This is a genomic window from Micromonospora sp. NPDC005305 (assembly GCF_040607315.1).
Lineage (GTDB): Bacteria > Actinomycetota > Actinomycetes > Mycobacteriales > Micromonosporaceae > Micromonospora.
On the sequence record NZ_JBEXGL010000035.1, the window covers coordinates 21,384 to 47,362 of the forward strand.

Below are 25,979 nucleotides of genomic sequence, written 5' to 3' on the forward strand. Positions count from 1 at the left end.
CATTGGCGTACGGCGCGTGACGGCGCGTGCCAGGGCCGACCCCGGGAGGTGCGATGGAGACCGGCGACCCGCGAAACTCCGTCCCGCCCGGGCGGACCGGGCCGTTCTTCGGCTTCGTCACCGTGGTCGGCATCCTGGCCCTGGTCGTCTCGGCCGGGCCGCTGGCCGCGCTCCCCGACGAGCTACCCCACCTGCCGGCCGCCTTCTGGACCATGGCGGCGCTCGCCGTCGCCTGCGACGCCCGGCCGTTCGTGCCGCCCGGCCGACGCCAGACCTCGGCGGTCTTCCCGTCGACCTGCTTCACGTTCGCCATCCTGCTCGGCTGGGGACTCGGCCCGGCCGTCGCCGTGCAGGCCGTGGCGGTGGCCGTCTCCGGCTGGCGGCTCGGCTACGCCGGCTGGCGCACCGCCTTCAACGGCGCCCAGTACGCGTGCGCGCTGGCCGCCGCGTACGCGGTCACCCGGCTCGGCCCGGGCGAGCTCTTCGGCGGCGGCCGGCTGCACTGGACCGACGTGGCCGCGGTCGGTGGCGCCACGGCGACCTGGTTCGTCGTCAACTACGGCCTGGTCAGCTGCGCGATCCGGCTCCGGTTCGGCGACCGCTGGTGGCCCAGCATCCGGCAGGGCCTGGCCTACGAGCTGCTCTCCACCGGCTCGCTGCTGCTGCTCGCCCCGGTGCTGGTGGCCGCCGCCCGGGCCAGCGCCGCGCTGATCCCGCTGGTGCTGGTGCCGCTGTTCGCCGTCTACCGGATGGCCCGGCTCTCCGCCGAGCGGGAGCAGCTCGCCGACCTCGACCCGCTCACCGGGCTGCCCAACCGCAAGGCCCTGCTCACCGAGGTCGCCGAGCAGGTGCACCTGCACGCCGAGCGGGCGGCCCGCGGCGAGCCGGACGCCCACCTGGCCCTGCTGCTGCTGGACCTCGACCGGTTCAAGCACGTCAACGACGCGCTCGGGCACGCCGTAGGTGACCGGCTGCTTGTCGAGGTGAGCGCCCGGCTCATCGAGGTGGTCGACGGGGAGGAGCTGGTGGCGCGGCTCGGCGGCGACGAGTTCGCCATCGTCGTACCCGGGCTCACCGGCACCGACCAGGCCCGCGAGCGGGCCGACCGGGTGGTGGCGGCGCTCGCCGAGCCGGTGCCGCTGGACGGCCTGCCGCTGGACGTGGGCGGTTCCATCGGCATCGCCCTGTTCCCCGAGCACGGCGAGGACTTCGCCACCCTGATGCGCCACGCCGACGTGGCCATGTACGACGCGAAGCACCGCAACGACACCGTCGCCGTCTACGCGCCCGAGTCCGACCACAACTCCGCCGAGCGGTTGAGCCTCCTCGCCGACCTGCGCCGGGTGCTGGAGTCCGGGCCGCCGGCCCGGGCCGAGGAGCCGACCGGCGTCCGCGGGGGTGACGGCGCGGCGCTCGCCCCGGCGCCCGACCTGCCCGCCCCGGCGGCGGGGCCGGCCCGCGGCGACGCCCTGCCCCGCAACGGCGGCCGGTCCGGCGGGGCGCGACCCGGGTCCTCCGGCAACTCGGGTGGGACCCGCGTGACGCCGCGTCGGGACCTGGAGCCGCCGGCGCGGTGGCGGCTGCGGCGGCGCGAGCGGGTCGAGGTGCGCCACGACGACGAGCTGATCAACCGGATCGTCACGGGCGCCGACCCCATCCGCCGCCGGGCCGCCCACCCGCCCCCGGCGGAGGGCCCGGCACCCGGGGACGGCGACCGCCTCACCCCGGCCTTCGGCGTCCCACCCACGGTGGCGCCGGACGGCCGGCCCGACACGATGCCGGACGGCCGGCCAGGCGCGGTGCCGAACGGTCAGCCCGACGCCACGTCCGACGGCCGGCCCGGCGCGGTGCGGGACGCCCGGCCCGGCGCGGTGCCCGACGACCCGCCCGGCGCGGTGCTCGGTGGCGGGACCGGAACGGTGTCCGCCGACCGTCCGGAGCGCGGCGGTCCGGATCTGCCGGACGGCCGCGCGGGGGTTGCCGGCGGCGCGGCGCCCGCGCCGACCCGGCCGGCCGAGCAGCGCGGCGGCACCGGTTTCGTCGCCCTCGACGACCCGGCCGGGGACCCGGGCGAGATCACCATGTACTACCAGCCGCAGATCGCCATCGCCAGCGGCGAGGTGGTCGGGGTCGAGGCGCTGCTGCGCTGGCGGCACCCGCGCCGGGGCATGGTCGACCCCGGGGAGCTGATCCAGGTCGCCGAGCAGAGCGCGGTGATGCGGCTGCTCACCCGCCGAGTGGTGGACGACGTGGTGGAGCAGGTCGCCAAGTGGTCCGCGGCCGGCGTCACGCTGCGCGCCGCGCTCAACGTCAGCGTCCGGGACCTGCACACCGGCGAGATCGCCGAGCAGATCGCCGACCGGCTGGCCCGGTACGGCGTGCCCCCGGACCGGCTCCAGGTGGAGATCACCGAGGGGGCGCTGATGGCCGACCCGCGGCGGGTGCTGGCCAGCATCACCCAGCTGCACCGGATCGGGGTCGGCATCGCGCTGGACGACTTCGGCACCGGCTACTCGTCGTTGCAGCACCTGCGCCGGCTGCCGCTGTCCGAGGTGAAGGTGGACCGGTCGTTCGTGCTCGGCATGGCCGACGACGCGGACGACGCGGCGATCGTCCGCTCGATGATCGAGCTGGCCGGGGCGCTCGGGCTGCGGGTGGTGGCCGAGGGCGTCGAGGACGAGCGCACCTGGCGGCTGCTGCACGCGGCCGGCTGCGACGTGGCGCAGGGCTGGTTCTACGCCCGGCCCATGCCCGCCGAGGAACTGGTCACCTGGCTGTCCCGGTACCGGCCGGTCCACCCGGCCGTGACGGCGGACGGCGAGGGCCCACGCCGCCCGGCCCGCTGACCGGCACACCGCCGACGGGCCCGAGCACGCTGACCGGCACATCGCCGACGGGCCCGAGCACGCTGACCGGCGTCGCGGCGGGCGGGCACCGGGAGTCGGAGGCGTCGACCCGACCGGAGGGCAATAGACTCGCTCCGGTCACCGCGTGTCATCGTCCCGAGCGAGCGCGCGGCCGGCACACCGCAGACGCAGCAGGACAGCCACGAAGGGGGCACCCGATGGCCGCCATCTCCCGCGAGGAGGTCGCGCATCTCGCGCGACTGTCGCGGCTCGCCGTCACCGAGGAGGAGTTGGACACCTTCGCCGGCCAGCTGGACGTGATCCTCCAGTCGGTCGCCCAGGTCGGCGAGGTCGCCGCGGCGGACATCCCGCCGACGTCCCACTCGGTGCCGCTGACCAACGTCCTCCGCGAGGACGTGGTGACGCCGTGCCTGACCCCGCAGGAGGCGCTGGCGGGTGCGCCCGACGCCGAGGAGCAGCGGTTCCGCGTCCCGCGGATCCTGGACGAGGATGTGGCTTCATGACCGACCTGACCCGGCTCACCGCCGCCGAGATCGCCGGCCTGGTGGCGACCGGCGTGACCTCCGCCGTGGAGGTCACGCAGGCCCACCTGGACCGGATCACCGCCGTCGACGAGCAGGTCCACGCCTTCCTGCATGTCGACACCGAGGGCGCGCTGGCCGCCGCCCGGAGCGTGGACGAGCGCCGGGCCGCCGGCGAGGACCTGGGCCCCCTGGCGGGCGTGCCGGTCGCCGTGAAGGACGTGCTCACCACGAAGGGCGTGCCGACCACCGTCGGCTCGAAGATCCTGGAGGGCTGGCGCCCGCCGTACGACTCGACGATCGTCGAGCGGCTGCGCGCCGCCGGCACGGTGATGCTCGGCAAGACCAACATGGACGAGTTCGCCATGGGCTCCTCCACGGAATACTCGGCGTACGGCCCGACCCGCAACCCGTGGGACCTGGCGCGGATCCCGGGCGGCTCGGGTGGTGGCAGCGCTGCGGCGCTGGCCGCGTACGAGGCGCCGCTGTCGATCGGCTCGGACACGGGCGGCTCGATCCGCCAGCCCGGCGCGGTCACCGGCACCGTCGGGGCGAAGCCCACCTACGGCGGCACCTCCCGCTACGGCCTGGTGGCGTTCTCCTCCTCGCTGGACACCCCCGGCCCGTGCGCCCGCAACGTGCTGGACGCCGCGCTGCTGCACCAGGTGATCGGCGGTCACGACCCGCGCGACTCCACCTCGATCCCGGCCCCGGTGCCGGACGTGGTGGGCGCCGCGAGGCTCGGCGCGTCCGGCGACCTGACCGGGGTGCGGCTCGGTGTGGTCACCGAGTTCACCGGCGAGGGCGCCGAGCCGGGCGTGATGGCCGCGTTCCGCGAGTCGGTGGAGGCCCTCGCGAAGCTGGGCGCCGAGATCGTCGACGTCTCCTGCCCGCACTTCAAGTACGCGCTGCCGGCCTACTACCTGATCGCGCCGAGCGAATGCTCCTCCAACCTGGCCCGCTTCGACGGCGTCCGGTTCGGCCTGCGGGTCGGCGACGACGGCAACCGGTCCCTCGAAGAGGTCATGTCGCTGACCCGGGAGGCGGGCTTCGGCCCCGAGGTGAAGCGGCGCATCATGCTCGGCACCTACGCGCTCTCGTCGGGCTACTACGACGCCTACTACGGGCAGGCGCAGAAGGTCCGCACGTTGATCACCCGGGACTTCACGGCCGCCTTCGAGGGGGTGGACGCGCTCATCTCGCCGACCACCCCGTTCGTGGCCTTCCCAATCGGGGCGCGCACCGCCGACCCCTACCAGATGTACCTGGCCGACCTGTTCACCATCCCGACCAACCTGTACGGCGGACCGGCCATCTCGGTGCCGTGCGGCCTCTCCGACGGCCTCCCGGTCGGTTTCCAGATCATGGCGCCGACGATGGCCGACGACCGGATGTACCGGGTCGCCGCCGCGCTGGAGTCCACGGTCGGCACGTTCACCCCACCGGCACTGTGAGGCAGGAGCACCGATGACGACGACACTGCCCGCGTACGACGAGGTCGTGGCGCGCTGGGAACCGGTGGTCGGCCTGGAGACCCACGTCGAGCTGGGCACGAACACCAAGATGTGGTGCGGCTGCCCGACCGACTTCGGCGGCGAGCCGAACACCCGGGTCTGCCCGGTCTGCCTGGGTCTGCCCGGCTCGCTGCCGGTGGCCAACAAGGCGGCCATCGAGGCGACCATCCGGATCGGCCTCGCGCTGAACTGCTCGATCGCCGAGTGGTGCCGGTTCGCCCGGAAGAACTACTTCTACCCGGACATGCCGAAGAACTTCCAGATCAGCCAGTACGACGAGCCGCTCTGCGTCGACGGCTACCTGGACGTCGACGTCAACGGCGAGACGGTGCGGATCGGCATCGAGCGGGTGCACCTGGAGGAGGACACCGGCAAAACGCTGCACGTCGGCGGCGCCACCGGCCGGATCCAGGGCGCCACCGAGTCGCTGGTCGACTACAACCGGGCCGGCATCCCGCTCGTCGAGATCGTCACCAAGCCGATCCCGGGCACGGGCGCGCTCGCCCCCGACGTGGCCCGGGCGTACGTCACCGAGCTGCGCGACGTGATCCGCTCGCTGGGCGTCTCCGACGTCCGGATGGAGGAGGGCTCGCTGCGCTGCGACGTCAACACGTCGCTGAACAGGCCGGGCGAGGAGTGGGGCACCCGCACCGAGACCAAGAACGTCAACTCGCTGCGTTCGGTCGAGCGGGCGGTCCGCTCGGAGATGCTGCGCCAGGCGTCGGTGCTCGACGCGGGCGGCAGGATCACCCAGGAGACCCGGCACTTCCACGAGGACACCGGGGACACCACCTCCGGGCGGTCCAAGGAGACCGCCACCGACTACCGGTACTTCCCGGAGCCGGACCTGGTCCCGCTCGCGCCGGACACCGCCTGGGTGGCCGAGCTGAAGGCCGCCCTGCCGGAGCTGCCGCGGCTGCGCCGCAAGCGGATCCAGCAGGACTGGGGCCTGTCCGACCTGGACATGCAGTCGGTGGTCAACGCCGGCGCGGTCGAGCTGATCGAGGCGACCGTGGCGGCCGGGGCCACCCCGGCCGCCGCCCGCAAGTGGTGGCTGGGCGAGCTGTCCCGCCGGGCCAACGAGAGCGGCGTGGAGCTGGCCGACGTCGGGGCCACCCCGGCGCAGGTCGCCGAGCTGCAGGGTCTGGTCGACGCCGGCAAGCTCAACGACAAGCTGGCTCGCACCGTGCTGGAGGGCGTGGTGGCCGGCGAGGGCTCGCCGACCGAGATCATGACCAACCGCAACCTCGAGGTGGTCTCCGACACCGGCGCGCTCACCGCCGCCGTGGACGAGGCGATCGCCGCCAACCCGGACGTCGCCGACAAGATCCGCAGCGGCAAGGTGGCGGCGGCCGGCGCGCTGGTCGGCGCGGTCATGAAGACCACCCGCGGCCAGGCCGACGCCAAGACCGTCCGCGAGCTGATCCTGGCGCGCCTCGGCGCCTGAGCTGCAAGGAAGGGCCCCTTCTTAACGCCTGGTGCGTAGGAGGGGGCCCTTCCTAACGCCTCACCCCCCGCGTACAGGGCGTCAACGGCGACGCCCGGATGGAGTCACCGTGAACCAGCACGACCTCGACGTCCTCGACGAGATCCAGCGGCGGGTGCTCTGGCTCGCCACCCGCATCGTCGACGCGGCCAACCACGACCGGGACACCGGCGACGGGGTGAAGGTCGGCGGCCACCAGGCGTCGAGCGCCTCGCTGGTCACGGCGATGACCGCGCTCTGGTTCGCCCACCTGGACGCCGAGGACCGGGTCGCGGTCAAGCCGCACGCCTCGCCGGTCTTCCACGCCGTGCAGTACCTGCTCGGCAACCTCGACCGGTCGTACCTGCCGAAGCTGCGGGCGCGCGGCGGGCTCCAGTCGTACCCGTCGCGGACCAAGGATCCGGACGGGGTGGACTTCTCCACCGGCTCGGTCGGCCTGGGCGCGGCCGCGCCGCTGTTCGCGGCGGTCACCCGCCGCTACGTCGACGCGCACTTCGGCGAGCGGCCGCACTCCCGGTTCATCGCCCTCATCGGTGACGCCGAGCTGGACGAGGGCAACATCTGGGAGGCCGTCGCCGACCCGGCCACCACGGGGCTGGGCAACGTGATGTGGCTTGTCGACTTCAACCGCCAGTCACTGGACCGGGTCGTCCCCGGCGTGCGGATCAACCAGTGGCGCGGCCAGTTCGAGGCCGCCGGCTGGCACGTGGTCGAGGTCAAGTACGGCCGCAAGCTCGCCGAGGCGTACGAGCGGCCGGGCGGGGCGGCGCTGCGTGACTGGATCGACCTGATGCCCAACGAGCAGTACCAGTCGCTGTTCGGGCTGGCCGGGCCGGCCCTGCGCAAGCAGTTCCTGGACGGCGCCCCGGCCGAGGTGGCGGCCTTCGTGGCCGACATCCCCGACGACGAGCTGGGCCCGCTCGTCACCGACCTGGGCGGGCACGACCTCCAGGCGATGCTCGACGCGTACGCCCAGTGCGACGCGGTCACCGACCGGCCCAGCGTGGTCTTCGCCTACACGGTCAAGGGCTGGGGCCTGCCGATCGCCGGCAACCCGCGCAACCACTCGGCGCTGCTCACCACCGAGCAGGTCAACGCGCTGCGCGCCGCCCACGGTCTGACCCGCGACACCGAGTGGGACCGCCTCGACCCGGCGTCCCCGGCCGGCATCCGGGCCGGCGAGCGCCGGGAGGCGCTGGCCCGCGCGCCGCGTGAGCGGGCGCTGGGGGTCACCGTCCCGGAGACCACGAAGGTACGGGTGAACAAGCCGGTCTCCACCCAGGAGGTCTTCGGCCGGGTGCTGGTCGACCTGGCCCGCGACCCGAAGGTCGCGCCCTACCTGGTCACCACCGCGCCGGACGTGGCCACCTCCACGAACCTGGCCGGGTTCATCAACAAGACCGGCGTGTTCGCCCCCACCGAGCAGCGGTCGTGGACCGAGGACCGGATGCTGCGCTGGACGGAGACGCCGGCCGGCCAGCACATCGAGCTGGGCATCTCCGAGATGAACCTGTTCCTGCTGCTCGGCCAGCTCGGCCTGTCGTGGGACCTGTCCGGGCAGCCGCTGCTGCCGGTCGGCACGGTCTACGACCCGTTCGTGCTGCGCGGCCTGGACGCGTTCCTCTACGGCACCTACTCCGGTTCCCGGTTCGTGGTGGCCGGCACGCCGTCCGGCATCACCCTGGCCCCCGAGGGCGGCGCCCACCAGTCGACCATCACGGCCTCCGTGGGCCTGGAGCTGCCCGGGGTCACCTTCTGCGAACCCGCGTACGCCGGCAGCCTCGACTGGCTGCTCTGCGACGCGCTCGGTCAGATCGCCGGGGGAGCGGCGCCGGCCGCCACGGCCGCGCCGGCCGAGGACGGGGCGTACTACTTCCGCCTCAGCACCCGGCCCGTCGACCAGGCGCCGTTCGAGGCGGCCCGGGCGCGGATCGGCGACGCGGTGCTGCGCCGGCAGGTGGTGGCGGGCGCGTACCGGCTCGTCGACGCGCACGAGGCGTACCCCCACCTGGCGGACGCCCCGGCCGTGCAGCTCGCCGCCTCCGGCGCGGTGCTGCCGGAGGTCCTCGCGGCCGCCGCGGAGCTGGCGGAGGAGGGCGTCGCGGCGCACGTGGTCGACGTGACCAGCCTGGACCGGCTCTACCGGGCGTGGCAGCGGACCCTGCGCCAGGGTGTGCGGACGGCGACCGTGCCGAGCGTGCCCGGCGCGCTGCGGTCGGCCTTCGCCGACCGGGTCCCGGTGGTCACCGTGCACGACGCCGCCTCGCACGCGATGGCCTGGCTGGGCTCGGCGCTCGGCGCCCCGGCCGTGCCGCTCGGGGTGGACGAGTTCGGCCAGTCCGGCAGCGTCGGAGAGCTGTACGAGCTGCACGACCTGCTGCCCGGCAGCATCGTCAACGCCGCGCTGGCCGCCCTGTCGCTGCGCTGAGCCTCAGCCCGTGCGGCTGGGCGTCGCGGTCGGGCTGCTGCCGTTCGGGGCGGGCGTGACGGGCCCGCCCCGGGTCGGGGTCGGGGTGACCGGCACCTGGTCGCCCTTCTTCGGGTCCTGGATGATGTGCCGTTCCAGGTTGACCTGCGACTGCCCGGTCCCGCCCACGGTGATGTCGTCGTAGGCCTGGAGCAGCTTCTGCTGGTCGAAGTAGAGCACCGTCATCGACAGCGGGGTGGGCTTCTCGCCCTCCAGGCCGCGCAGCCCGGCGCCGCCGGTGGAGCCCTCGACGAAGAGCTGGGTGGGCTGCTTGCCGGGCACCTGCGGCAGCTTCGACACCTGCCGGGCGTGGGTGTGCCCGGCCAGCACCAGCGGGCAGGTGCCGGAGAGCGGGCCGGCCGAGGCCGGGTCGTGTACCAGTGCGATGTTCACCGGCTTCGGCGAGCTGTTCACCGTGGCGGCGAGCTGCTCGCCGGCCCCGATCACCTGGTCGGCGACCACCCTGGTGAGCCCGCTGCCGGCCGGTGAGGTCTCTTTGTCCGGGGTGAACCGGGGGTCGCCGATGCCGGCGATGGTCAGCCCCGCCACCGTGGTCGTGGAGTTGTTCAGCACGACGGCGTTCGGCTGGGCGGCCACGGCGGCGGCGGTCCGCGCCGAGTCGTGGTTGCCGCGGATGTAGACGTACGGCTTCTTGAGCAGGCCGATCGAGCCGACGAAGGACGCCTCGGGCTCGCTGCCCCAGTCGGTGATGTCACCGGTGTCGATCACCACGTCGATGCCGAACTGCTCCACCACCGTGCGGATGAGCTGCCAGCCGGTGGGGTTGAGGTGCATGTCGGAGACGTGCAGCACCCGCGTGGTGCCGGGTGAGGGCTGGACCACCGGCAGCGCGGAGACGGTCGTGTAGAGCTTGCTGACGTTGCCGACCAGCCGTTGCAGCTGCTCGGCGTACTTGGTGTAGTCGTTGGCGATCCGCCGCGCGTCACCGACGATGGCCGGCGCGTTGACCAGCAGCCCCTCGTAGCGTGGCTCCTCGATCGCCTGCGGCCGGATGGTGGCGGCGGCCAGGCCGAGGCTGCCGGCGGTGACCACCAGCGCCAGGCCGCCCGCCCAGGCGGTGCGGCGCGCGTCGCGGAAGACCAGCCCGGCCAGCAGCAGGGTGGCCAGCACCGCCGAGGCGAGGGTCTTCAGGCCGAGCCGCATGACGCCGGCCCGGACGTCCTCGACCGCCGACTGGCTGGCCCGGCTGATGCTCGCCGGGTCGTCGATCAGCGCCTCGGTCCGCCGCTGGTCGAGCGCGCCCAGCTCGACGGTCAGGTACGCCGGCCCGTCGTGGCTGTCCAGCAGCAGCGCGCCCAGCGGCGGGATGTCGACGGTGGTGCCGCCGCTCAGCGACGGGCTGAGGTTGAGCTGCGCGCGGAACGGCCCGATGTCGGTGCCCACGTGCCCGCCCGCGTACGTGCCGGCCACGACCCCCGCGAAGGTGACCACGAGCAGGGCCAGCACGACGCCGAGCCGGCGCAGGCCGCTGCCGGGGCGCCACCGGCGACGGGCGCGCCCGTCCTCCGGGGTCGTCCCGTCCCCGGCGCTGTGCTGCTCGTTCTCCTGGCCGTCCATGCTGAGATTCTGACCTGCCCGTCGAAGGATCTTGGCAAACCCGGGGGAAGCGGTGTCAGCCGCGCCCGGCGCCGCCGTCGGCGAAGACCAGCCGCAGGATCCGGTCGTCGTCGCCGGCCGGCTTGCCCCGCCCGTCCCGGTTGGAGGTGGTCACCCAGACCGAGCCGTCCGGCGCCACGGCGGCGGCGCGCAGCCGCCCGTACCTGCCGGTGAGCAGTTCGCGCGGCTGGCCGAGGACCGTGCCGTTGCCGGCCAGCTCGACCAGCCAGAGTCGCTGCCCGCGCAGGCAGGCGGTGATCAGCAGCCGGTCCACGGCGGCCAGGCCGGAGCAGGAGGCTTCGCCGGTGCGCCACTGCACGATCGGGTTGACGTAGCGGCGGTCGTCGCCGCGCCCCTCGACCTGCGGCCAGCCGTAGTTGCCGCCCTTGTTGATCTGGTTGATCTCGTCCCAGGTGTTCTGGCCGAACTCCACGGCGTACAGCCGCTTGTCCGGCGTCCAGGCGAACCCCTGCACGTTGCGGTGCCCGGTCGACCAGACCGGGGAGCCGGCGGTGGGGTTGCCGGGAGCGGGCTTGCCGTCCCGGGTGAGCCGTAGGATCTTGCCGCCGAGGCTCTTCGGGTCCTGCGCGTTCGCGGTGCGCCCGGCGTCGCCAGTGCTGGCGTAGAGGAAGCCGTCCGGGCCGAAGCCCAGCCCGCCGCCGTTGTGGTTGCCGGCCTTGGGGATGCCGGTGACGATCGGGGTCGGCGGTCGGCCCAGCTCCAGCTTGGCGATCCGGTTGTCCTCGGCGCTGGTGTAGTAGACGAAGACCGTGCGGTCCCGGGCGTACGCGGGGGAGACGGCGATGCCGAGCAGCCCGCCCTCGCCGGCGGCTGCCACGTCCGGCACGGTCTGCACCACCCGGACGGTCATCCCCTCCGGCCCCGACTCCGGGCCGACCTGGAGGATCCGCCCGCTGTCCCGTTCGGTGACCAGCGCGGCGCCGTCGGGCAGGAAGGCGACGCCCCAGGGCACCGCCAGCCCCTTCGCCAGCACCGTGGCCACCACCTGCTGGCCGGCGCCGCCGGGGCTGGCCGAGGTGGACGGCGACGGGAGGTTGGGCGGCTCGCCGGCCGGGTCGGGATCGGGGTCGCCGAAGGCACAACCGGCGGTGCCCAGCAGCAGCGTCGCGCAGGACGCCGCCAGCGCCGCCCGGAGGCGGCCGGTGCGGGGGTACGGGGGACGCGGCCTCACCCGGCCCAGCCTAGCGGGGCCGGTGGCGAAGCGGGCCCGACGAACCGAGTCGCGGCTCAACGGGCGCGCAGGGCGAGCAGGGCGACGTCGTCCTCGCGCCGGTGGGCGGCGGCGAGCAGCCGGTCGCAGAGGGTCGCGAGGGGTAGCCCGGCGGCACCGCCGAGCTGCGCCATCAGCTCGGCCTCGCCCTCGTCGATCGGCCGGTCCCGGCGCTCGGTCAACCCGTCGGTGTGCAGCAGCAGGGTGTCGCCGGGTGCCAGCGTCAGCTCCTGCCGGGCGCGGCGCGGCGGGTGCGTCAGGCCGAGCAGCGGCCCCCGGACCCCGTCCAGTATCCGCACCCGCCCGTCGGCGTGGACCAGCAGCGGCGGCGGGTGGCCCGCGTTGCACCAGGAGATCCGGAGCCCGGGCGCGGCCGGCCGGACCCGGGCCAGCACGGCGGAGGCGACGGTCGGGACGGGCAGCCCCTGGATCGCCCGGTCGAGGTGGGTCAGCAGCTCGTCGACCGGGTCGTCCCGCCCGTACGCGTCGCCGCGGACCAGGTTGCGCAGCTGCCCCATGGTCGCCGCGGCCTCGATGTCGTGCCCGGCGACGTCGCCGATCGCGGCCACCAGATCGCCGTCGGGCTGGACGAAGGCGTCGTACCAGTCGCCGCCCACTTCCACCCGGTCCGCCGCCGCCTGGTAGCGGGCGGCCAGCTCGACGCCGGGCACCACGGGCAGCAGGGGCAGCATGCTGTGCTGCAGGACCTCGGCGACGTGCCGCTGCTCGCCGTAGAGCCGGCTGTTGTCCACGGCCTGGCTGGCGCGGCGGCCGATGTCCAGCGCGGTCCGCAGGTCGCTCTCGTCGAGCCCGCGCCGGGACGGGCCGTTGACCAGCGTGACGGCGCCGATGACCCGGACGCCGGTGGCGGTGATCGGCACGGTGAGGTGCGAGCTGAAGCCCAGCCGGCCGGCGAGCGGCGTCAGCTCCGGGTGGGTGGTGCCCCGCTCGACGTCGGCCAGGGTGGCCGATTCGCGCATGACCGGCCGCCCGCTCCGCAGCACCGACCGGATGACCGAGTCCGGGCCGAGGCCGGTGGCCAGCAGCGCGGCGAACCGGGCCAGGTCGCCCGCCCGGTCCGGGTCCCGGTGCAGGCCGGAGACGGAACGCGGCCGGCCCACCGGGTCGACCAGGGTGATCAGGCACCAGTCGGCCAGCAGCGGGACCATGGCGTGCCCGAGCCGGTCGACCGCCGTGGCCACGTCGAGCGTGCCGCCCAGCGTCTCGCTCATCCCGGCCAGCACGGTGAGTCGGTCGTGGGCCTCCTCGGCGCGGCGGCGGGCCTGCTCGGCGCTCTGCACGGCGATGCGCAGGCGCAGCTCGGACGAGCAGGCGGCGGCCAGGTCGGCGAGCGTGCGCAGCTGCTCGGCCGTCCAGGCCCGGGGCTTGCTGTCGATGGCGCAGAGCGAGCCGAGCACCCGGCCGTCCAGGTCGGTCAGCGGCATCCCGGCGTACGCGACCACCCCGAGGTCCTCGATGGCCAGGTTGCCCCGCACCCGCGGGTGGAGCCGGGCGTCGGGCAGCACCATCGGCACCTCGACGTCGACCACGTGCTGGCAGAACGAGTGGCTCAGCGGCGTCTCCCGCCGGCCGGCCCACGGCTCGGGCAGCCCGGCCGCACCGGGGAAGAACTGGCGGTCGGCGGTGACCAGGGAGACCAGCGCGACCGGCACGTCGAGCAGGTCGCCGACCAGCCGGGCGAACCGGTCGAACGCCTCGTCGGGCGCCGCGTCGAGCCGGGTCTCCGCGAGGGACCGGAGCCGCTCGGGGTCGGCCAGCGCCGGAATCGGCACGGCCGGGCGTCCCGGAGTTTCCTCGCTCATCGCCACCTGTCTCCGGATTCGGGAACGCCGGCCGGCGCTCCGCCTCGGTTATACCTCGCGCCGCCGGCCGTCAATCGTCTCAGCGGTGGCCGTCACGACCCCGCCCACGTACGCCGTCGGGGACGGCTATCGTCGGCGGTCGTGAAGGTATGGATTCCGCACCCGGCCGGCCGGCGTCTCCTCGGCGACCTGCCCGCGGGCGTCACCGTGGAGCTGCTGGAGGATCCGGCCCGGCCGCCGTCGTCCCCGACCGGTGTGCGGTTCTGGGTGCCGCCCTTCCTCGCCGGTCCGGACGCGGGCGCGCTCCTGTCCGAGCTGCCGGACCTGAAGGTGGTGCAGCTCCTGTCCGCTGGAGCGGACGCCTGGGTGGGGAAGGTTCCCGAGGGCGTGACGCTCTGCGACGCCCGGGGTGTGCACGACTCGGCGACCGCCGAGTGGGTGGTCGCCGCGATCCTGTCCGCGCTGCGCGGCTTCGGCCCGCTGGCCCGCGCCCAGGCCCGCGGCGAGTGGGCGTACGACGAGGTGGCCCCGACCGACGAGCTGGCCGGCAAGCGGGTGCTGATCGTCGGCGCCGGCTCGATCGGCGCGGCCGTCCGAGCGCGGCTGGCCCCGTTCGAGGTGAGCTTCACCCTGGTTGCCCGCACGCCGCGCCCGGCCGAGGGGGTGCACGGCGTCGACGAACTGCCCGCCCTGCTGCCCGAGGCGGACGTGGTGGTGCTGCTCGTGCCGTTGACCGAGCAGACCCGGGGGCTGGTCGACGAGAAGTTCCTCGCCGCGATGCCCGACGGCGCGCTGCTGGTCAACGCCGCCCGCGGCCCGGTGGCCCGCACCCCGGCGCTGGTCGCCGAGCTGGCGTCGGGGCGGCTGCGGGCCGCGCTGGACGTGACCGACCCGGAGCCGCTGCCGGCCGGGCATCCCCTGTGGGAGCTGCCGAACGTGCTGCTCACCCCGCACGTCGCCGGCTCGGTCCGCGGCCTGCTGCCGCGGGCGTACCGGCTCGTGGGGGAGCAGCTGCGCCGGTTCGCCGCCGGGGAGCCGCTGACGAACCGGGTGGTCGACGGCTACTGACCGGTCAGCCGGCGGATTCGGGCAGTTCCTGCCCGGTGGCGGAAACCAGCCGGGGCAGGTCGGCGGCGCGGACCGCGGGGAGCATGAGCGTCTCGCCGTTGTCGAGGCGGGCGACGGCCCGGCCCCGCGGGTCGGCGGCCAGCTCGGCGACCCGCGCCCAGGGCACCCGCCGCTGGCCGACGAGGGCCCGCAGCCGCAGCTCACGGGCGTCCGCGTCGGTGCCGGCCCGCCACGCCCAGACGGCGACCGCGAGCGGGACCAGCAGCACCCAGAGCAGCCACCAGCGCGCGGTGGCCAGCGGCAGCGCGCCGAGGAACGCGACGAGCGCAGCGACCAGGATCGCCTGGTTGTAGCGGAAACGGACGGTGTCGGCGCGGCTCACCCCTCGATGATCCCACCCCGGGCCGGCGGGGATCCCAGTGGGCGGCCGGCACGGGCGGAAGCTCGGGTGTGACGGGCGTCACGTGATGTGTCGCGTAACCGGGGGCGTCCGGGATCGTTTATGGGCGTGGCCGCACCGGTCCCCGTCCGGTGCCGGTCGCACCCGCACCGACCCGCTGACCCCGCACGTCGTACCGCAACCGCACCGCCCCGTGCCCCCTCACGAAGGCGACCGCCGTGCCCGTCACCCACCCCGCCGCCGGTCCCCGCCGCCGGCCACCACTGCCCGACCTCGTCGTGTCGCTCGCCGGCGCGCTGTTCGTCCTCGCCGGCGCCGCCGGCCTGGTTCCCGGCCCCGCCGCCGTGGCGCTGGCCGTGGCCGGTGGCTCCGCCCTGGCCTGCGTCCGGCTCGCCTGGCTGGCCGGCACCCCACCGGCGCCGCCCACCGCCGCGCCGCCCGCCGAACGCTCCGGCGGTACCGGTCCGCCGGACCGGCCGGAGCCGGCCGCCGCCCGGCCGACCGGCCGGCGGGCCCGCCGGGTGGCGCTGTCCCGCCGGGTCGCCGGGATCCTCGACGTCGCCGTGCTGGCCGCCGGCCTCACCGTGGCAGTGCTGCCGCTGACCGAACCCGCGCACCGGCTGCCGGTCGCCCTGGCCGGCCTGGCGGTGACCGCCCCGCTGTACGCCGTCGCCCTGCTCCGGCTGCCCGGCCGCTCCCGGCTCTCCGGCGCGGAACGGCTGCGCCGCGGCGTGGACGTGGTCGGCCTCGGCGTCAGCCTGGTCTTCGCCGGCTGGGTGCTGCTGCCGACCGGCCCGGTGCCGCCGGCCGCGCGGGCCGCGAGCGTCGGCGGCGCCCTGGCGCTGGCCGTCCTGCTGGTCGCCGCGTTCGCCGAGCGGCGCCGGCGACCGGGCGCGGCCCTCTGCCACGCCGGCGCGGCCGCCACGCTGGGCGGGCTGGCCCTGCTCGTGGTGCTGCTCGCCGGCACCGCCCCGGACCGGGCCGTGCTGGCCGTCGCGCCGCCGCTGCTGGCCGGCGCGCTGCTGACCGCGGGCGGCGCCCGGCGTACCGCGGCCGGGGAGCGGCCCCGCACGGGCGCCGCGCCGGCCGCCTGGCCCGGGCTGACCGCGCCGGCCGGCATCGCGGCGCTGGCCGCCGGTCACCACCTGTGGACGGTGGGACAGTTCACCGCACCGGAGATCGCCCTGGGGCTGGCCGTCATCCCGCCGATGGTGGTCCGAGAGGTCCTGGCCGCCGCCGACCACCGGCGCCGGGCCGAGCGGCTGGCCGCGAGCGAGGCGCGGCTGCGGCTGCTGGCCGGCGACGGGGAGTGGCCCGCGGACGCCCCACCGGCCGACCGGGCCGAGCTGGTCCGCGCGCTCGCCCGGCGCGCCGGCGGCGCGCTGCTCGTCGTCGACCTGCACGGCGCCGACGAGACGGCGGTGCTGGACGGGCCGGTGCTGGCCGAGGTCGTCCACCGGCTCCGGGCCGGCTCGGGCCCGCACGACCTGGTGGCCCGGCTCACCGACACCGAGTTCGCCGTGCTCACCGACCTCGGGCCGGTGCCCGCGTACGCGCTGGGCATCCGCCTGCTGGCCGCGCTCGCCGAGCCGTGCCCGCGACCCGGCGGGGCGAGCCGGATCCGGGCCAGCATCGGGCTGGCCGAGACCACCGGCGGCGAGCCGGAGAACGTGCTGCGCCAGGCCGACCTGGCCCGGCGGCGCGCGGTGCAGCTCGGCCGCGACCGGGTCGAGTGGTACGACGCCTACCTGGAGGAGCAACTGGTCCGCCGGCTCGACCTGGAACGCGAGCTGCCGGGCGCGGTCGCCCGGGGCGAGCTGGACCTGGTCTACCAGCCGGTGCTGGCGCTGGCCGACCGGCAGCCGGTGGGCACCGAGGCGCTGCTGCGGTGGCGCAGCCCGGTGCTGGGCACGGTGCTGCCGGCCGAGCTGCTGCCCGTGGCGACCGACCTCGACCTGCTCGGCGAGGTCGGGCGGTGGGTGCTGGACCGGGCCTGCCGGCAGCTCGCCGACTGGTCGGGGGGCGGCCGGGAGCTGTGGATGGCGGTCAACGTGACGCCCCGGGAGCTGGCCGCGCCCGACTTCGTGGCCCGCACGGCGACGGCGCTGGCCGCGTACGACGTGCCGCCGGAGCGCCTGGTGGTGGAGGTGGCCGAGCCGGCCGTGGCCCCCGAGCTGTCCACCGTGGTGGCCCGGCTCGCCGGCCTCCGCTCGCTCGGCGTCCGCACCGCGCTGGACGACTTCCGCGCCGAGCACGCCTCGCTCGCCCAGCTCCGCCGCCTGCCGATCGACCTGCTCAAGGCGGGCCCGCACCTGGTCGGGCCGGGCGCGGACGGGCAGCGCCCGCTCATCGACGTGGTGGCCAATCTGGGCGACCGGCTCGGCCTGGAGGTGGTGGTCGAGGGCCTGGAGTCCGACGCCCAGGTCGCCGGGGCACGCCGGGCCGGCTGCCGCTACGGGCAGGGCTTCGCGTTGGCCCGCCCGGCCCCCGCCGAGCGGGTGGAGGCGTGGTTCGAGGAGTTCCCCTCGACACTCCGCTGACCTGGCCGTCCAGCCGGATCGCTGAACCGGTTCACCGAGGGCGCGGCGGTGCGGTGCTGCCGCGCGGCGTGAGGTGGGCGGCCTCGTCCTGGAGGCCGGTCACCGGCTCGCCGGCGATCACGGCCAGGAGTTGCCGCGCGGCGTGCGCCCCGTACGCGGGGATGTCCCGGCCCAGCGCCGTCAGCGGCGGATGCACGAGCCGGCAGAGCGGGGAGTCGTCCCAGGCCACGATGGACAGGTCGCCCGGCACGGCCAGCCCCATCTCCTGAGCCACGGAGAGCCCGGCGACAGCCATCACGTCGTTGTCGTAGATCACCGCGGTGGGCCGGGCGGCGGAGCTGAGCAGGCGGCGGGTGGCCCGCGCGCCCTCCTCACCGGTGTAGTCGGACCAGACCGTGGTGGCCTCGTCCAGCCCGAGCCGCCGGCACACCTCGGTGAACGCGTCGGTGCGGATCTCGGTGTGCAGCAGCGAGGGAAGCCCGCCCACCCGGGCGATCCGCCGGTGCCCCAAGGCGACCAGGTACTCCACGGTCTCGACCAGGGCCGCCGCGTCGTCGGACCAGACGCTGGCCAGGCTGCCGGTGTGGCCGGGGCCGCCGATCACGACGGCCGGCAGCTGCAGCTCCTCCAGCGCCGGCACCCGCCGGTCGTCGGTGCGCAGGTCGCAGACGAACACGCCGTCCACTCGGCGCTCGGCCCACCAGCGGCGGTAGACCGCGATCTCGGCCTCCTGGTCGGCGACCACCTGGAGGGTCAGCGCGTAGGAGCGGGCTGACAACTCCGCCTCCACGCCGCTGATCAGCTCCATGAAGAAGGGCTCGATGCCCAGTATCCGGGCCGGCCGGCACAGGGCCAGGCCGACCGCCTTGGCGGTGGCGCCGGAGAGCGCCCGGGCGGCGCTGCTCGGGCTGAACCCGATCTCGGCGGCGATGGCCAGGATCCGCTGCCGGGTCGCCTCGGACACGCCGGGCTGGCCGTTCAGCGCGTACGACACCGCGCCCTTGGAGACCCCGGCCCGCCGGGCGACATCGGCGATGGTCGGCCGCTTCACCGGCGCTCCTCCACTGGTCCGGCCCTCGCGGGCCCGTTTCACCGCCGGGGTGACCGGCGGCTGTCACGCTACTGCACCGGGTTGCGGCGCGGTCGGTGCGGCACGCCCGCCCACCGCTTGCACGGTTAAGCGCCGGACTCGGTCCACCTCGCTTCGGGCCGGTCGGGCGCCGAAGAGTGGTGAAACAAGCGCTAATGACGGCGATCAGGTTACCGGACGGCCCCGCTCGTCACCGGCCGTTGACAGCCCTGGGGGTGCCCCGTACGGTGTGCTCACTTATCCGGTTCAGTCAACGTTCCTCGATCTCGGGAGCGTTCCCACATTCGGCGCGGAGGATGACATGAAACGGTCCTGGACGCACTGGGCCCGGGCGGCCACCGTGGGTGCCGTCAGCCTGGTCATGGTCGCGGCCTGCAGCGGCAAGAGCACCACGGGCGGCTCCGACGCCGCCGGCGGTCAGGTCACCCTGAAGATCAACTTCTGGGGCGACTTCGGCCTCCAGGACCTCAAGGCGAGGTACGAGGCCGACCACCCGAACGTCAAGATCCAGCTGAACTCCGGCGAGTACAACGCACAGCACGAGGACCTGCAGAAGAAGCTCGTCGCCGGCAACGGCGCGCCGGACATCGCGGCGATCGACGAGGGCTTCATGGTCCAGTTCCGCAGCCAGTCCGACACGTTCGTCAACCTGCTGGACAAGGGCGCCGGTGAGTACGAGAGCAAGTACCTGCCCTGGAAGTGGAAGCAGTCGCTCTCTGCCGACGGCAGGACCCAGATCGGCCTCGGCACCGACGTCGGCGGCCTGGCCATGTGCTACCGCACCGACCTGTTCAAGGCCGCCGGCCTGCCCACCGAGCGGGACCAGGTCTCCGCGCTCTGGCCCAACTGGGACAGGTTCATCGAGGTCGGCCAGCAGTACACCGCGAAGACCAACAACAAGTTCATCGACGCCGGCACCAACCTGTTCAACCCGATCCTCGGCCAGCAGCAGGTCGGCTTCTACTCCGACCAGGAGCAACTCCAGATGGACGGCGGCCCCAAGGTCGCCTTCGACTACACGGTCAAGGCCGTCCAGGCCGGGCTCTCGGCCAATCTGGTCAGCTTCCAGGCCGACTGGGACAAGGGCTTCACGAGCGGCGCCTTCGCCGTGCTCGCCTGCCCGGCGTGGATGCTCGGCCACATCAAGGACACCGCCCCCGGCACCCAGGGCAAGTGGGACATCGCCGCAGTGCCCGGCGGCGGCGGCAACTGGGGCGGCTCATTCCTGACCATCCCCAAGCAGGGCAAGCACGTCGACGAGGCGTACAAGCTGCTGGAGTGGCTGGTCGCGCCCGAGCAGCAGATCGAGATCTTCAAGAAGGTCGGCAACCTGCCCTCGCAGCCGGCGCTCTACGCCGACCCGGCGATCGCCGACTTCAAGAACCCGTTCTTCAACGACGCCCCGGTCGGCCAGATCTTCCCGAAGATGGCGCAGGGCCTCACCCCGCAGTACCTGGGCAGGAAAAACGGCCCGACCCGGGTCGCCGTGGAGAACGTGATCCGGCGCGTCGAGAACAAGAGCCTCAAGCCGGACGCCGCCTGGGGCGAGGCGGTCAAGGAGGCCGACAAGGCCGCCAGGTCCTGACCGGACACCGGTGACGGGGTGGGCCGCGGCCGGCCCCGTCACCGCCGTACCGCCTCACCCACCCCGGCCCTGGAGTGATCCGATGTCCACCACCCGTGCCGCGCCCGCGCCGTCGAGCCGCCCCGCCGGGCCGGAGCGCGGCCGCTCCGGCGGCGACCGACGGCTGTCCTGGCGCAACCGGCTGTACCGCTTCGACATGCGCTACATGCCGTACCTGATGATCGCGCCGTTCTTCCTGCTCTTCATCGTGTTCGGGCTCTTCCCGCTGCTGTTCAACGCGGTGGTCTCGCTGCGCAACTACCGGCTGGACGACCCGACGCTGCCCTACTGGGCGGGCGGCGAGAACTTCAGCCGGCTCCTCGGCGACGAGGACTTCTGGAACGCCCTCTACAACACCTTCGGCATCTTCCTGCTCTCCTCGGTGCCCCAGCTGCTGCTCGCGCTCGTCGTCGCCTCGCTGCTCAACCGCAAGCTGCGGGCGCAGACCTGGTGGCGGGTGGGGGTGCTGCTGCCGTACGTGACCCCGATCGTCGCCTCGACCATGGTGTTCAGCGTCTTCTTCTCCCGCGACTTCGGCATGGCCAACTGGGTGCTCGGCCTGTTCGGCCTCGGCGGCCCGGACGACCCGATCGACTGGCGGGCCGACAAGCTGCACTCCTGGATCGCCATCGCCACGATGGTCAACTGGAAGTGGATCGGCTACAACGCCGTGCTCTACCTGGCCGCCATGCAGTCCATCCCGCGCGACGTCTACGAGGCGGCGGCCATCGACGGCGCCGGGCCGTGGAAGCAGCTCTGGCGGATCACCGTGCCGATGATCCAGCCCGTGGTGCTCTTCACCGTCATCCTCTCCACCATCGGCGGCCTCCAGCTCTTCACCGAGCCCATGCTCTTCGACCCGAACGCCCAGGCCGCCACCGGCGGGCCGAACGGCGAATGGCAGACCATCGCCCAGCTCATCTACAAGGTCGGCTGGAAGGACCTCAACCTCGGCTACGCCGCGGCCATGTCCTGGGCCCTCTTCCTGATCATCCTGATCGTCGCGGGCGTGAACTACCTCGTGACGAACCGACTGTCCGGAGGGCAGCGGTGAGCGCGAGGAACGCAGCGAAGCGGAGTACCGCAGTCGCGAACGGAAGGAGGCTCTGATGACCGTCGCACCCCCGCGCCGCCGGCCGCGGCTGGTGGCCCGGGCCCCGCAGGAGACCGCCGCCGGGCTCTGGACCTACCTGTTCCTCGCGCTGACCATGCTGTTCGCCGCGTTCCCGCTCTACTGGATGTTCGTCATCGCGACCAGCGACGACGAGGCGCTCGCGAAGCTGCCGCCGGCGATCGTCCCCGGCGACCGGTTCCTGACCAACGTCGACGAGGTCTTCTCGCTCCAGGACGTCTACTTCGCCGCCTCGCTGGTCAACAGCGTCATCGTCGCCACCGTGGTCACCGCCTCGGTGCTGTTCTTCTGCTCGCTGGCCGGGTTCGCCTTCGCCAAGCTGCGCTTCACGGGCAGCAACGCCCTGATGGTCTTCGTGGTGCTCACCCTCACCGTGCCCAATCAGCTCGGCATCGTGGCGCTCTACATCGTGATGGGCAAGCTCGGCTGGAACGGCACCCTGCTGGCGGTCATCGCCCCCGGGCTGGTCACCGCGTTCGGGGTGTTCTACATGCGGCAGTTCATCGTCAACACCGTCCCCGACGAGCTGGTCGAGTCGGCCCGGATGGACGGCGCCACCACCATGCGGGTGTACGCCAGCATCGTGCTGCCGGCGATCCGCCCGGCCCTGGCCGTGCTCGGGCTGCTCACCTTCGTGGCCACCTGGAACGACTTCCAGTGGCCGCTCATCACGCTGAGCGGCACGGACTTCCCGACCTCGATGGTCGCGGTCTCCGACCTGGCCAGCGGCAACTACGTGATCTACCGGCGGGTGCTGGCCGGGGCGTTCATCGCCACCGTGCCCCTGCTGGTCATGCTGTTCATCGGTGGACGACAGATCGTCCGCGGAATCATGGAAGGCGCGGTGAAGTCGTGAGCCGTCAGACGCTGCACGAGGGTTGGCTGCTACGGGCCGTGTCCGGCCCGCAGGTGCCGCCGGAGGTCGCCGGGCGGGCGGTGCCGGCGACCGTCCCCGGAGAAGTGCACACCGACCTGCTGGCGGCCGGCCTCATCCCCGACCCGTACCTCGACGACAACGAGAACCGCCTCGGCTGGATCGGCCGCACCGACTGGGTCTACGAGACCACCGTCGACTGGCGGCCCGGCGACGACGAGCGGGTCGACCTGGTCTGCGCCGGCCTCGACACGGTCGCCACCATCACCGTCAACGGCACCGAGGCCGGCCGCACCGAGAACCAGCACCGCGGCCACCGCTTCCCGATCGGCCCGCTGCTCCGGCCCGGCGCCAACACCGTCACCGTGCGCTTCGACTCGCCCTACCGCTACGCCGAGGCGCACCGGGACCGGCTCGGCGACCGGCCCAACGCGTACCCGGAGCCGTTCCACTTCATCCGCAAGACGGCCTGCAACTTCGGCTGGGACTGGGGACCGACGCTGGTCACCGCCGGCATCTGGCAGGAGATCGGGCTGCACGCCTGGTCGGTCGCCCGGCTGGCGACCGTCCGCCCACTGGTCACCGTCGAGGCCGGCAGCGGCCGCGTGGAGCTGCACGTCGAGGTCGAGCGGACGCGGGACGAGCCGCTCACCGTCCACGCCACCGTGGCCGGCGCCGCCGTCGAGGTCACCGTCCCCGCGGGGGAGCGCCGCGCCGTGGCGACCCTCACGGTCCGCGACCCGGCGCTCTGGTGGCCCGTCGGGTACGGCGAGCAGCCCCTGCACGACCTCGACGTGACCCTCCGCGCCGCCGACGGCCGGGCGCTGGACGGCTGGTCCCGCCGGATCGGCTTCCGCTCGGTACGCCTCGACACCACCCCCGACGCCCACGGCTCCGCGTTCACCCTGCACGTCAACGGGGTGCCGGTCTTCGTGAAGGGGGTCAACTGGATCCCCGACGACGCCTTCCCCAACCGGGTCACCCGCGTGCGTCTCGCCGAGCGCTTCGCGCAGGCCGCCGGCGCGAACGTCAACCTGCTGCGGGTCTGGGGCGGCGGCCGCTACGAGTCGGAGGACTTCTACGAGCTGGCCGACGAACTCGGGCTGCTGGTGCAGCAGGACTTCCTCTTCGCGTGCGCCGCCTACCCGGAGGAGGAGCCGTTCCGCACCGAGGTCGAGGCGGAGGCGCGGGAGCAGGTCACCCGGCTCGCCAGCCACCCCTCGCTGGTGCTCTGGACCGGCAACAACGAGAACATCTGGGGCTGGCACGACTGGGACTGGCAGGAGCCGCTCGCCGGCCGCACCTGGGGGCGCGGCTACTACCTGGACCTGCTGCCCGCCGTCGTCGCCGAGCTGGACCCGACCCGGCCGTACTGGCCGGGCAGCCCCTGGTCGGGCAGCGAGGACGTGCACCCCAACGACCCGGCCCACGGCACCACGCACATCTGGGACGTGTGGAACACCGACGACTACACGAAATACCGGGAGTACGTGCCCCGCTTCGTCGCCGAGTTCGGCTACCAGGCGCCCCCCGCGTACGCGACGCTGCGCCGGGCCCTCTCCGACGAGCCGCTCGCCCACGACTCACCCGGCATGGCGCACCACCAGAAGGCCGCCGACGGGGACCGGAAACTGCGGCGCGGCCTCGACGCCCACCTGCCGGCGCCCGCCGACTTCGACGACTGGCACCACCTCACCCAGCTCAACCAGGCCCGGGCCATCCAACTCGGCGTCGAGCACTTCCGCTCGCACCGGCCGATCTGCATGGGCACCATCGTGTGGCAGCTCAACGACTGCTGGCCGGTCACCTCCTGGTCGGCCGTCGACGGCGACGGCCGGCGCAAACCCCTCTGGTACGCGCTCCGCCGCGCCTACGCCGCCCGGCTGCTCACCGTGCAGCCCCGCGACGGCGGGCTGGCGCTGGTGGCGGTGAACGAGACCGGCGAGGCGTGGCAGGCGCCGGGCACGGTCACCCGGCTCACCCTCACCGGGGAGCCGAGGGCGAAGACCTCGGTGGACCTCGACGTCCCCGCGTACTCCTCGGTGGTGCTGGCGCTACCCGCGGAGCTGGCGCGGCCGGACGAGGCCCGGCGGGAACTGCTGGTCGCGGAGGCGGGGGAGACCGCCGAGCGGGCGCTGTGGTTCTTCGCCACCGACCGGGAGGTCGAGTGGCCGGCGGCGGCGTTTTCCGCGACGGTCGAGCCGGCGGGCGACGGCCAGCGAGTGCGGGTCACCGCCCGGACGGTGCTGCGCGACCTGACGCTCCACCCGGACCGGCTGCACCCGTCGGCGCAGGTCGACCAGGCCCTGATCACCCTGCTGCCGGGCGAATCCACCACCTTCACGGTGACCGCACCCACCCCACTCGACCCGACGGCCCTGACCACCCGCCCGGTGCTGCGCTGCGTCAACGACTGAAAGGAGGGGCCCCCTATTAACGCCTCCTGTATAGGAAGGGCCCCCTCCTAACCTGCAGTGTCAGTTCGGCAGGGCGGCCAGGCCGGAGAGCAGTTCCCAGCGCTCGGCATCGGTCAGCACCGCGTACGCGGGCTCGTCGCGGCGGTCGGTCTCCGCCTCGATGGCGGCTCGCTCCGGCCCGTCGGGCAGCGCGCGGATCTCGTCGGCGGTCAGCCCGGCGGCCCGCCACGCCGCCCGGTGCGCGTCGGCGCGGTGGTGGCGCAGCGAGCCGAGGCGGGTGACCAGCAGCAGCGCCGGCGAGGCGCCGTCCGGCTCGTACGGCGGGGACATGGCCCGGAACGCCGGTCCGCCGGTGGCCTGCCCGTGTGCGAGCACCCGGCCCACGAGGTCGGCCAGCCGGGGCACGATGCGCAGGCCGGGCAGCATTCCCGGCAGGTCCGACCACAGCTCCTCGGCGGCCTCGGCGGTGGCCCGCTGCGCGAACAGCGCCAGCTCCCGGCCCAGCTCGGTGAGGTGCCAGGCGCCGTCGGCGTCCACGGTGGTCACACCCTGGGCCAGCTCGCGGCTCATGTCGCCGTCGGTGTAGGCCAGCCCGTCGGCGAGCGCCTCGGCGGGCATCGGGCGGGCCAGCACCCCGGAGAAGAACGAGTTCTCGTAGCCGAGGTCGGCGCCGCGTCGGTGTAGAACTTCTCCATGCGGGCGCGGGCCGCCCAGCGGGCGCCCACGTACACCCGGTCAATGGCCGGTCGGATCAGTCGGGCATAGCTCACAGTCGTGTCCACGCCGCGGCACCCTACCCGGGGGACGGTGTTACGGCCTGTTTCATAACTCTGTGGAGTTGTGAGACAGCGCCCTTCTCGGGCGTCCGCGCCTTGCCCCGGGTGGGGCGGGTGCGGTTCCTGCGTCATCGGGGCCGGTTTCGCCCGCGCGTGTGCGTGGGCCAGAGCCTTCCCCTCGGCCGGCGTTGGTGACCGGGCCCCCTGCGGGGAGGTCCCGGACCTGGGCATGGTGCTGCTCGGCCCAGACAGCGAGGTTGACTGCGGCATTGTGGTCCCGATCGGCCCGATGCCCGCACACCTGGCAGGTGAACGTGCGCTGGTGCAGAGGCATCGCGGGGGCCACCCTCCGGCATGCGGAGCAGGTCTTGGTCGACGGGTACCAGCGGTCGACCAGGGCCAGTTGGCCGCCGCGCCACTGCTGCTTGTAGGCCAGTTGGATCCTGCTGGCTAATTGGGTGTGTTGCGGCGGTTGCTGCCTCGCCGTGAATGCATGATCGGTTTTGCGGCTTCCTTCCCCTCTACAGCCGCG

18 protein-coding genes are annotated in these 25,979 nt (G+C 74.2%); 11 read left to right on the forward strand and 7 right to left on the reverse strand.

Features of this window, described 5'->3' with window-relative positions:
- Positions 1-53 precede the first annotated feature (53 nt).
- The 5 genes from ABZS80_RS31655 (at position 54) to ABZS80_RS31675 (ending at position 8,816) form a co-directional block, all read left to right on the forward strand.
- Positions 54-2,846 carry an EAL domain-containing protein gene (locus ABZS80_RS31655; RefSeq protein WP_355061658.1) on the forward strand — a complete coding sequence of 931 codons (2,793 nt, stop codon included), beginning with the start codon at positions 54-56 and terminating at the stop codon, positions 2,844-2,846.
- A 218-nt stretch (positions 2,847-3,064) separates the two neighbouring features.
- On the forward strand, positions 3,065-3,370 hold the full coding sequence (gatC, locus tag ABZS80_RS31660) for an Asp-tRNA(Asn)/Glu-tRNA(Gln) amidotransferase subunit GatC (RefSeq protein WP_355061660.1): 306 nt from the start codon (positions 3,065-3,067) through the stop codon (positions 3,368-3,370).
- On the forward strand, positions 3,367-4,842 hold the full coding sequence (gatA, locus tag ABZS80_RS31665) for an Asp-tRNA(Asn)/Glu-tRNA(Gln) amidotransferase subunit GatA (protein WP_355061662.1): 1,476 nt from the start codon (positions 3,367-3,369) through the stop codon (positions 4,840-4,842). The genes gatC and gatA overlap by 4 nt, the downstream gene beginning before the upstream one ends.
- A 13-nt stretch (positions 4,843-4,855) precedes the next feature.
- Entirely contained in the window at positions 4,856-6,349 is a 1,494-nt protein-coding gene (gene gatB / locus ABZS80_RS31670; protein WP_355061664.1) for an Asp-tRNA(Asn)/Glu-tRNA(Gln) amidotransferase subunit GatB, read from the forward strand.
- Between the two features lie 109 nt (positions 6,350-6,458).
- Complete coding sequence (locus ABZS80_RS31675; RefSeq protein ID WP_355061666.1) at positions 6,459-8,816, forward strand: pyruvate dehydrogenase; 2,358 nt, start codon at positions 6,459-6,461, stop codon at positions 8,814-8,816.
- A 3-nt stretch (positions 8,817-8,819) separates the two neighbouring features.
- Here ABZS80_RS31675 and ABZS80_RS31680 read toward each other — a convergent pair whose 3' ends face one another.
- The 3 genes from ABZS80_RS31680 to ABZS80_RS31690 are packed head-to-tail and all read right to left on the reverse strand — an operon-like array spanning position 8,820 to position 13,526.
- Positions 8,820-10,433 (reverse strand): metallophosphoesterase, encoded by a 1,614-nt coding sequence (locus ABZS80_RS31680; protein WP_355061668.1) that lies wholly within the window; start codon positions 10,431-10,433, stop codon positions 8,820-8,822.
- Between the two features lie 55 nt (positions 10,434-10,488).
- A complete protein-coding gene (locus tag ABZS80_RS31685) occupies positions 10,489-11,664 on the reverse strand; it encodes a PQQ-dependent sugar dehydrogenase (protein WP_355061670.1) in 1,176 nt (391 codons plus the stop codon).
- Between the two features lie 56 nt (positions 11,665-11,720).
- The gene (locus ABZS80_RS31690; protein ID WP_355061672.1) at positions 11,721-13,526 is read right to left on the reverse strand and encodes a SpoIIE family protein phosphatase; all 1,806 of its coding nucleotides are present in this window, start codon (positions 13,524-13,526) and stop codon (positions 11,721-11,723) included.
- 141 nt (positions 13,527-13,667) lie between these two features.
- Here ABZS80_RS31690 and ABZS80_RS31695 point away from each other — a divergent pair, with 141 nt between their 5' ends.
- Entirely contained in the window at positions 13,668-14,594 is a 927-nt protein-coding gene (locus tag ABZS80_RS31695) for a 2-hydroxyacid dehydrogenase (protein ID WP_355061674.1), read from the forward strand.
- A gap of 4 nt (positions 14,595-14,598) precedes the next feature.
- Here the strand turns inward: ABZS80_RS31695 and ABZS80_RS31700 are convergent, their stop codons facing one another.
- Positions 14,599-14,976 (reverse strand): PH domain-containing protein, encoded by a 378-nt coding sequence (locus ABZS80_RS31700; RefSeq protein WP_355061676.1) that lies wholly within the window; start codon positions 14,974-14,976, stop codon positions 14,599-14,601.
- A 236-nt stretch (positions 14,977-15,212) separates the two neighbouring features.
- On the opposite strand from ABZS80_RS31700, the gene ABZS80_RS31705 reads away from it, so the two are divergent.
- Positions 15,213-17,534, forward strand: coding sequence for a GGDEF domain-containing phosphodiesterase (locus tag ABZS80_RS31705; RefSeq protein WP_355061678.1), 2,322 nt, complete (start codon positions 15,213-15,215; stop codon positions 17,532-17,534).
- A 31-nt stretch (positions 17,535-17,565) separates the two neighbouring features.
- On the opposite strand, the gene ABZS80_RS31710 is transcribed toward ABZS80_RS31705, so the two are convergent.
- Positions 17,566-18,585 (reverse strand): LacI family DNA-binding transcriptional regulator, encoded by a 1,020-nt coding sequence (locus ABZS80_RS31710; RefSeq protein WP_355061680.1) that lies wholly within the window; start codon positions 18,583-18,585, stop codon positions 17,566-17,568.
- A 340-nt stretch (positions 18,586-18,925) separates the two neighbouring features.
- Between ABZS80_RS31710 and ABZS80_RS31715 the strand changes: the two genes are divergently transcribed.
- The 4 genes from ABZS80_RS31715 to ABZS80_RS31730 all read left to right on the forward strand — a co-directional run bounded on the left by ABZS80_RS31715 (position 18,926) and on the right by ABZS80_RS31730 (position 24,671).
- Entirely contained in the window at positions 18,926-20,209 is a 1,284-nt protein-coding gene (locus ABZS80_RS31715) for an extracellular solute-binding protein (RefSeq protein ID WP_355061682.1), read from the forward strand.
- Positions 20,210-20,291: 82 nt separating this feature from the next.
- Positions 20,292-21,302 (forward strand): sugar ABC transporter permease, encoded by a 1,011-nt coding sequence (locus tag ABZS80_RS31720; protein WP_355061684.1) that lies wholly within the window; start codon positions 20,292-20,294, stop codon positions 21,300-21,302.
- Positions 21,303-21,357: 55 nt separating this feature from the next.
- Complete coding sequence (locus ABZS80_RS31725) at positions 21,358-22,236, forward strand: carbohydrate ABC transporter permease (protein WP_355061686.1); 879 nt, start codon at positions 21,358-21,360, stop codon at positions 22,234-22,236.
- A complete protein-coding gene (locus ABZS80_RS31730; RefSeq protein ID WP_355061688.1) occupies positions 22,233-24,671 on the forward strand; it encodes a glycoside hydrolase family 2 protein in 2,439 nt (812 codons plus the stop codon). The genes ABZS80_RS31725 and ABZS80_RS31730 overlap by 4 nt, the downstream gene beginning before the upstream one ends.
- A 60-nt stretch (positions 24,672-24,731) precedes the next feature.
- Here the strand turns inward: ABZS80_RS31730 and ABZS80_RS31735 are convergent, their stop codons facing one another.
- Together ABZS80_RS31735 and ABZS80_RS31740 are read right to left on the reverse strand one after the other, a co-directional pair.
- On the reverse strand, positions 24,732-25,289 hold the full coding sequence (locus ABZS80_RS31735; RefSeq protein WP_355061690.1) for a hypothetical protein: 558 nt from the start codon (positions 25,287-25,289) through the stop codon (positions 24,732-24,734).
- A 204-nt stretch (positions 25,290-25,493) separates the two neighbouring features.
- Complete coding sequence (locus ABZS80_RS31740; RefSeq protein ID WP_355061692.1) at positions 25,494-25,889, reverse strand: transposase; 396 nt, start codon at positions 25,887-25,889, stop codon at positions 25,494-25,496.
- Between the last annotated feature and the right edge of the window lie 90 nt (positions 25,890-25,979).

Excerpts from the sequence above, each read along its gene's own strand:
- ABZS80_RS31715 (WP_355061682.1), top strand. The coding sequence starts at position 18,926 with ATGAAACGGTCCTGGACGCACTGGGCCCGGGCGGCCACCGTGGGTGCC.
- gatC (WP_355061660.1), top strand. The coding sequence starts at position 3,065 with ATGGCCGCCATCTCCCGCGAGGAGGTCGCGCATCTCGCGCGACTGTCG.
- ABZS80_RS31735 (WP_355061690.1), bottom strand. The coding sequence starts at position 25,289 with ATGCCCGCCGAGGCGCTCGCCGACGGGCTGGCCTACACCGACGGCGAC.
- ABZS80_RS31690 (WP_355061672.1), bottom strand. The coding sequence starts at position 13,526 with ATGAGCGAGGAAACTCCGGGACGCCCGGCCGTGCCGATTCCGGCGCTG.
- gatB (WP_355061664.1), top strand. The coding sequence starts at position 4,856 with ATGACGACGACACTGCCCGCGTACGACGAGGTCGTGGCGCGCTGGGAA.
- ABZS80_RS31720 (WP_355061684.1), top strand. The coding sequence starts at position 20,292 with ATGTCCACCACCCGTGCCGCGCCCGCGCCGTCGAGCCGCCCCGCCGGG.
- gatA (WP_355061662.1), top strand. The coding sequence starts at position 3,367 with ATGACCGACCTGACCCGGCTCACCGCCGCCGAGATCGCCGGCCTGGTG.
- ABZS80_RS31655 (WP_355061658.1), top strand. The coding sequence starts at position 54 with ATGGAGACCGGCGACCCGCGAAACTCCGTCCCGCCCGGGCGGACCGGG.
- ABZS80_RS31680 (WP_355061668.1), bottom strand. The coding sequence starts at position 10,433 with ATGGACGGCCAGGAGAACGAGCAGCACAGCGCCGGGGACGGGACGACC.
- ABZS80_RS31725 (WP_355061686.1), top strand. The coding sequence starts at position 21,358 with ATGACCGTCGCACCCCCGCGCCGCCGGCCGCGGCTGGTGGCCCGGGCC.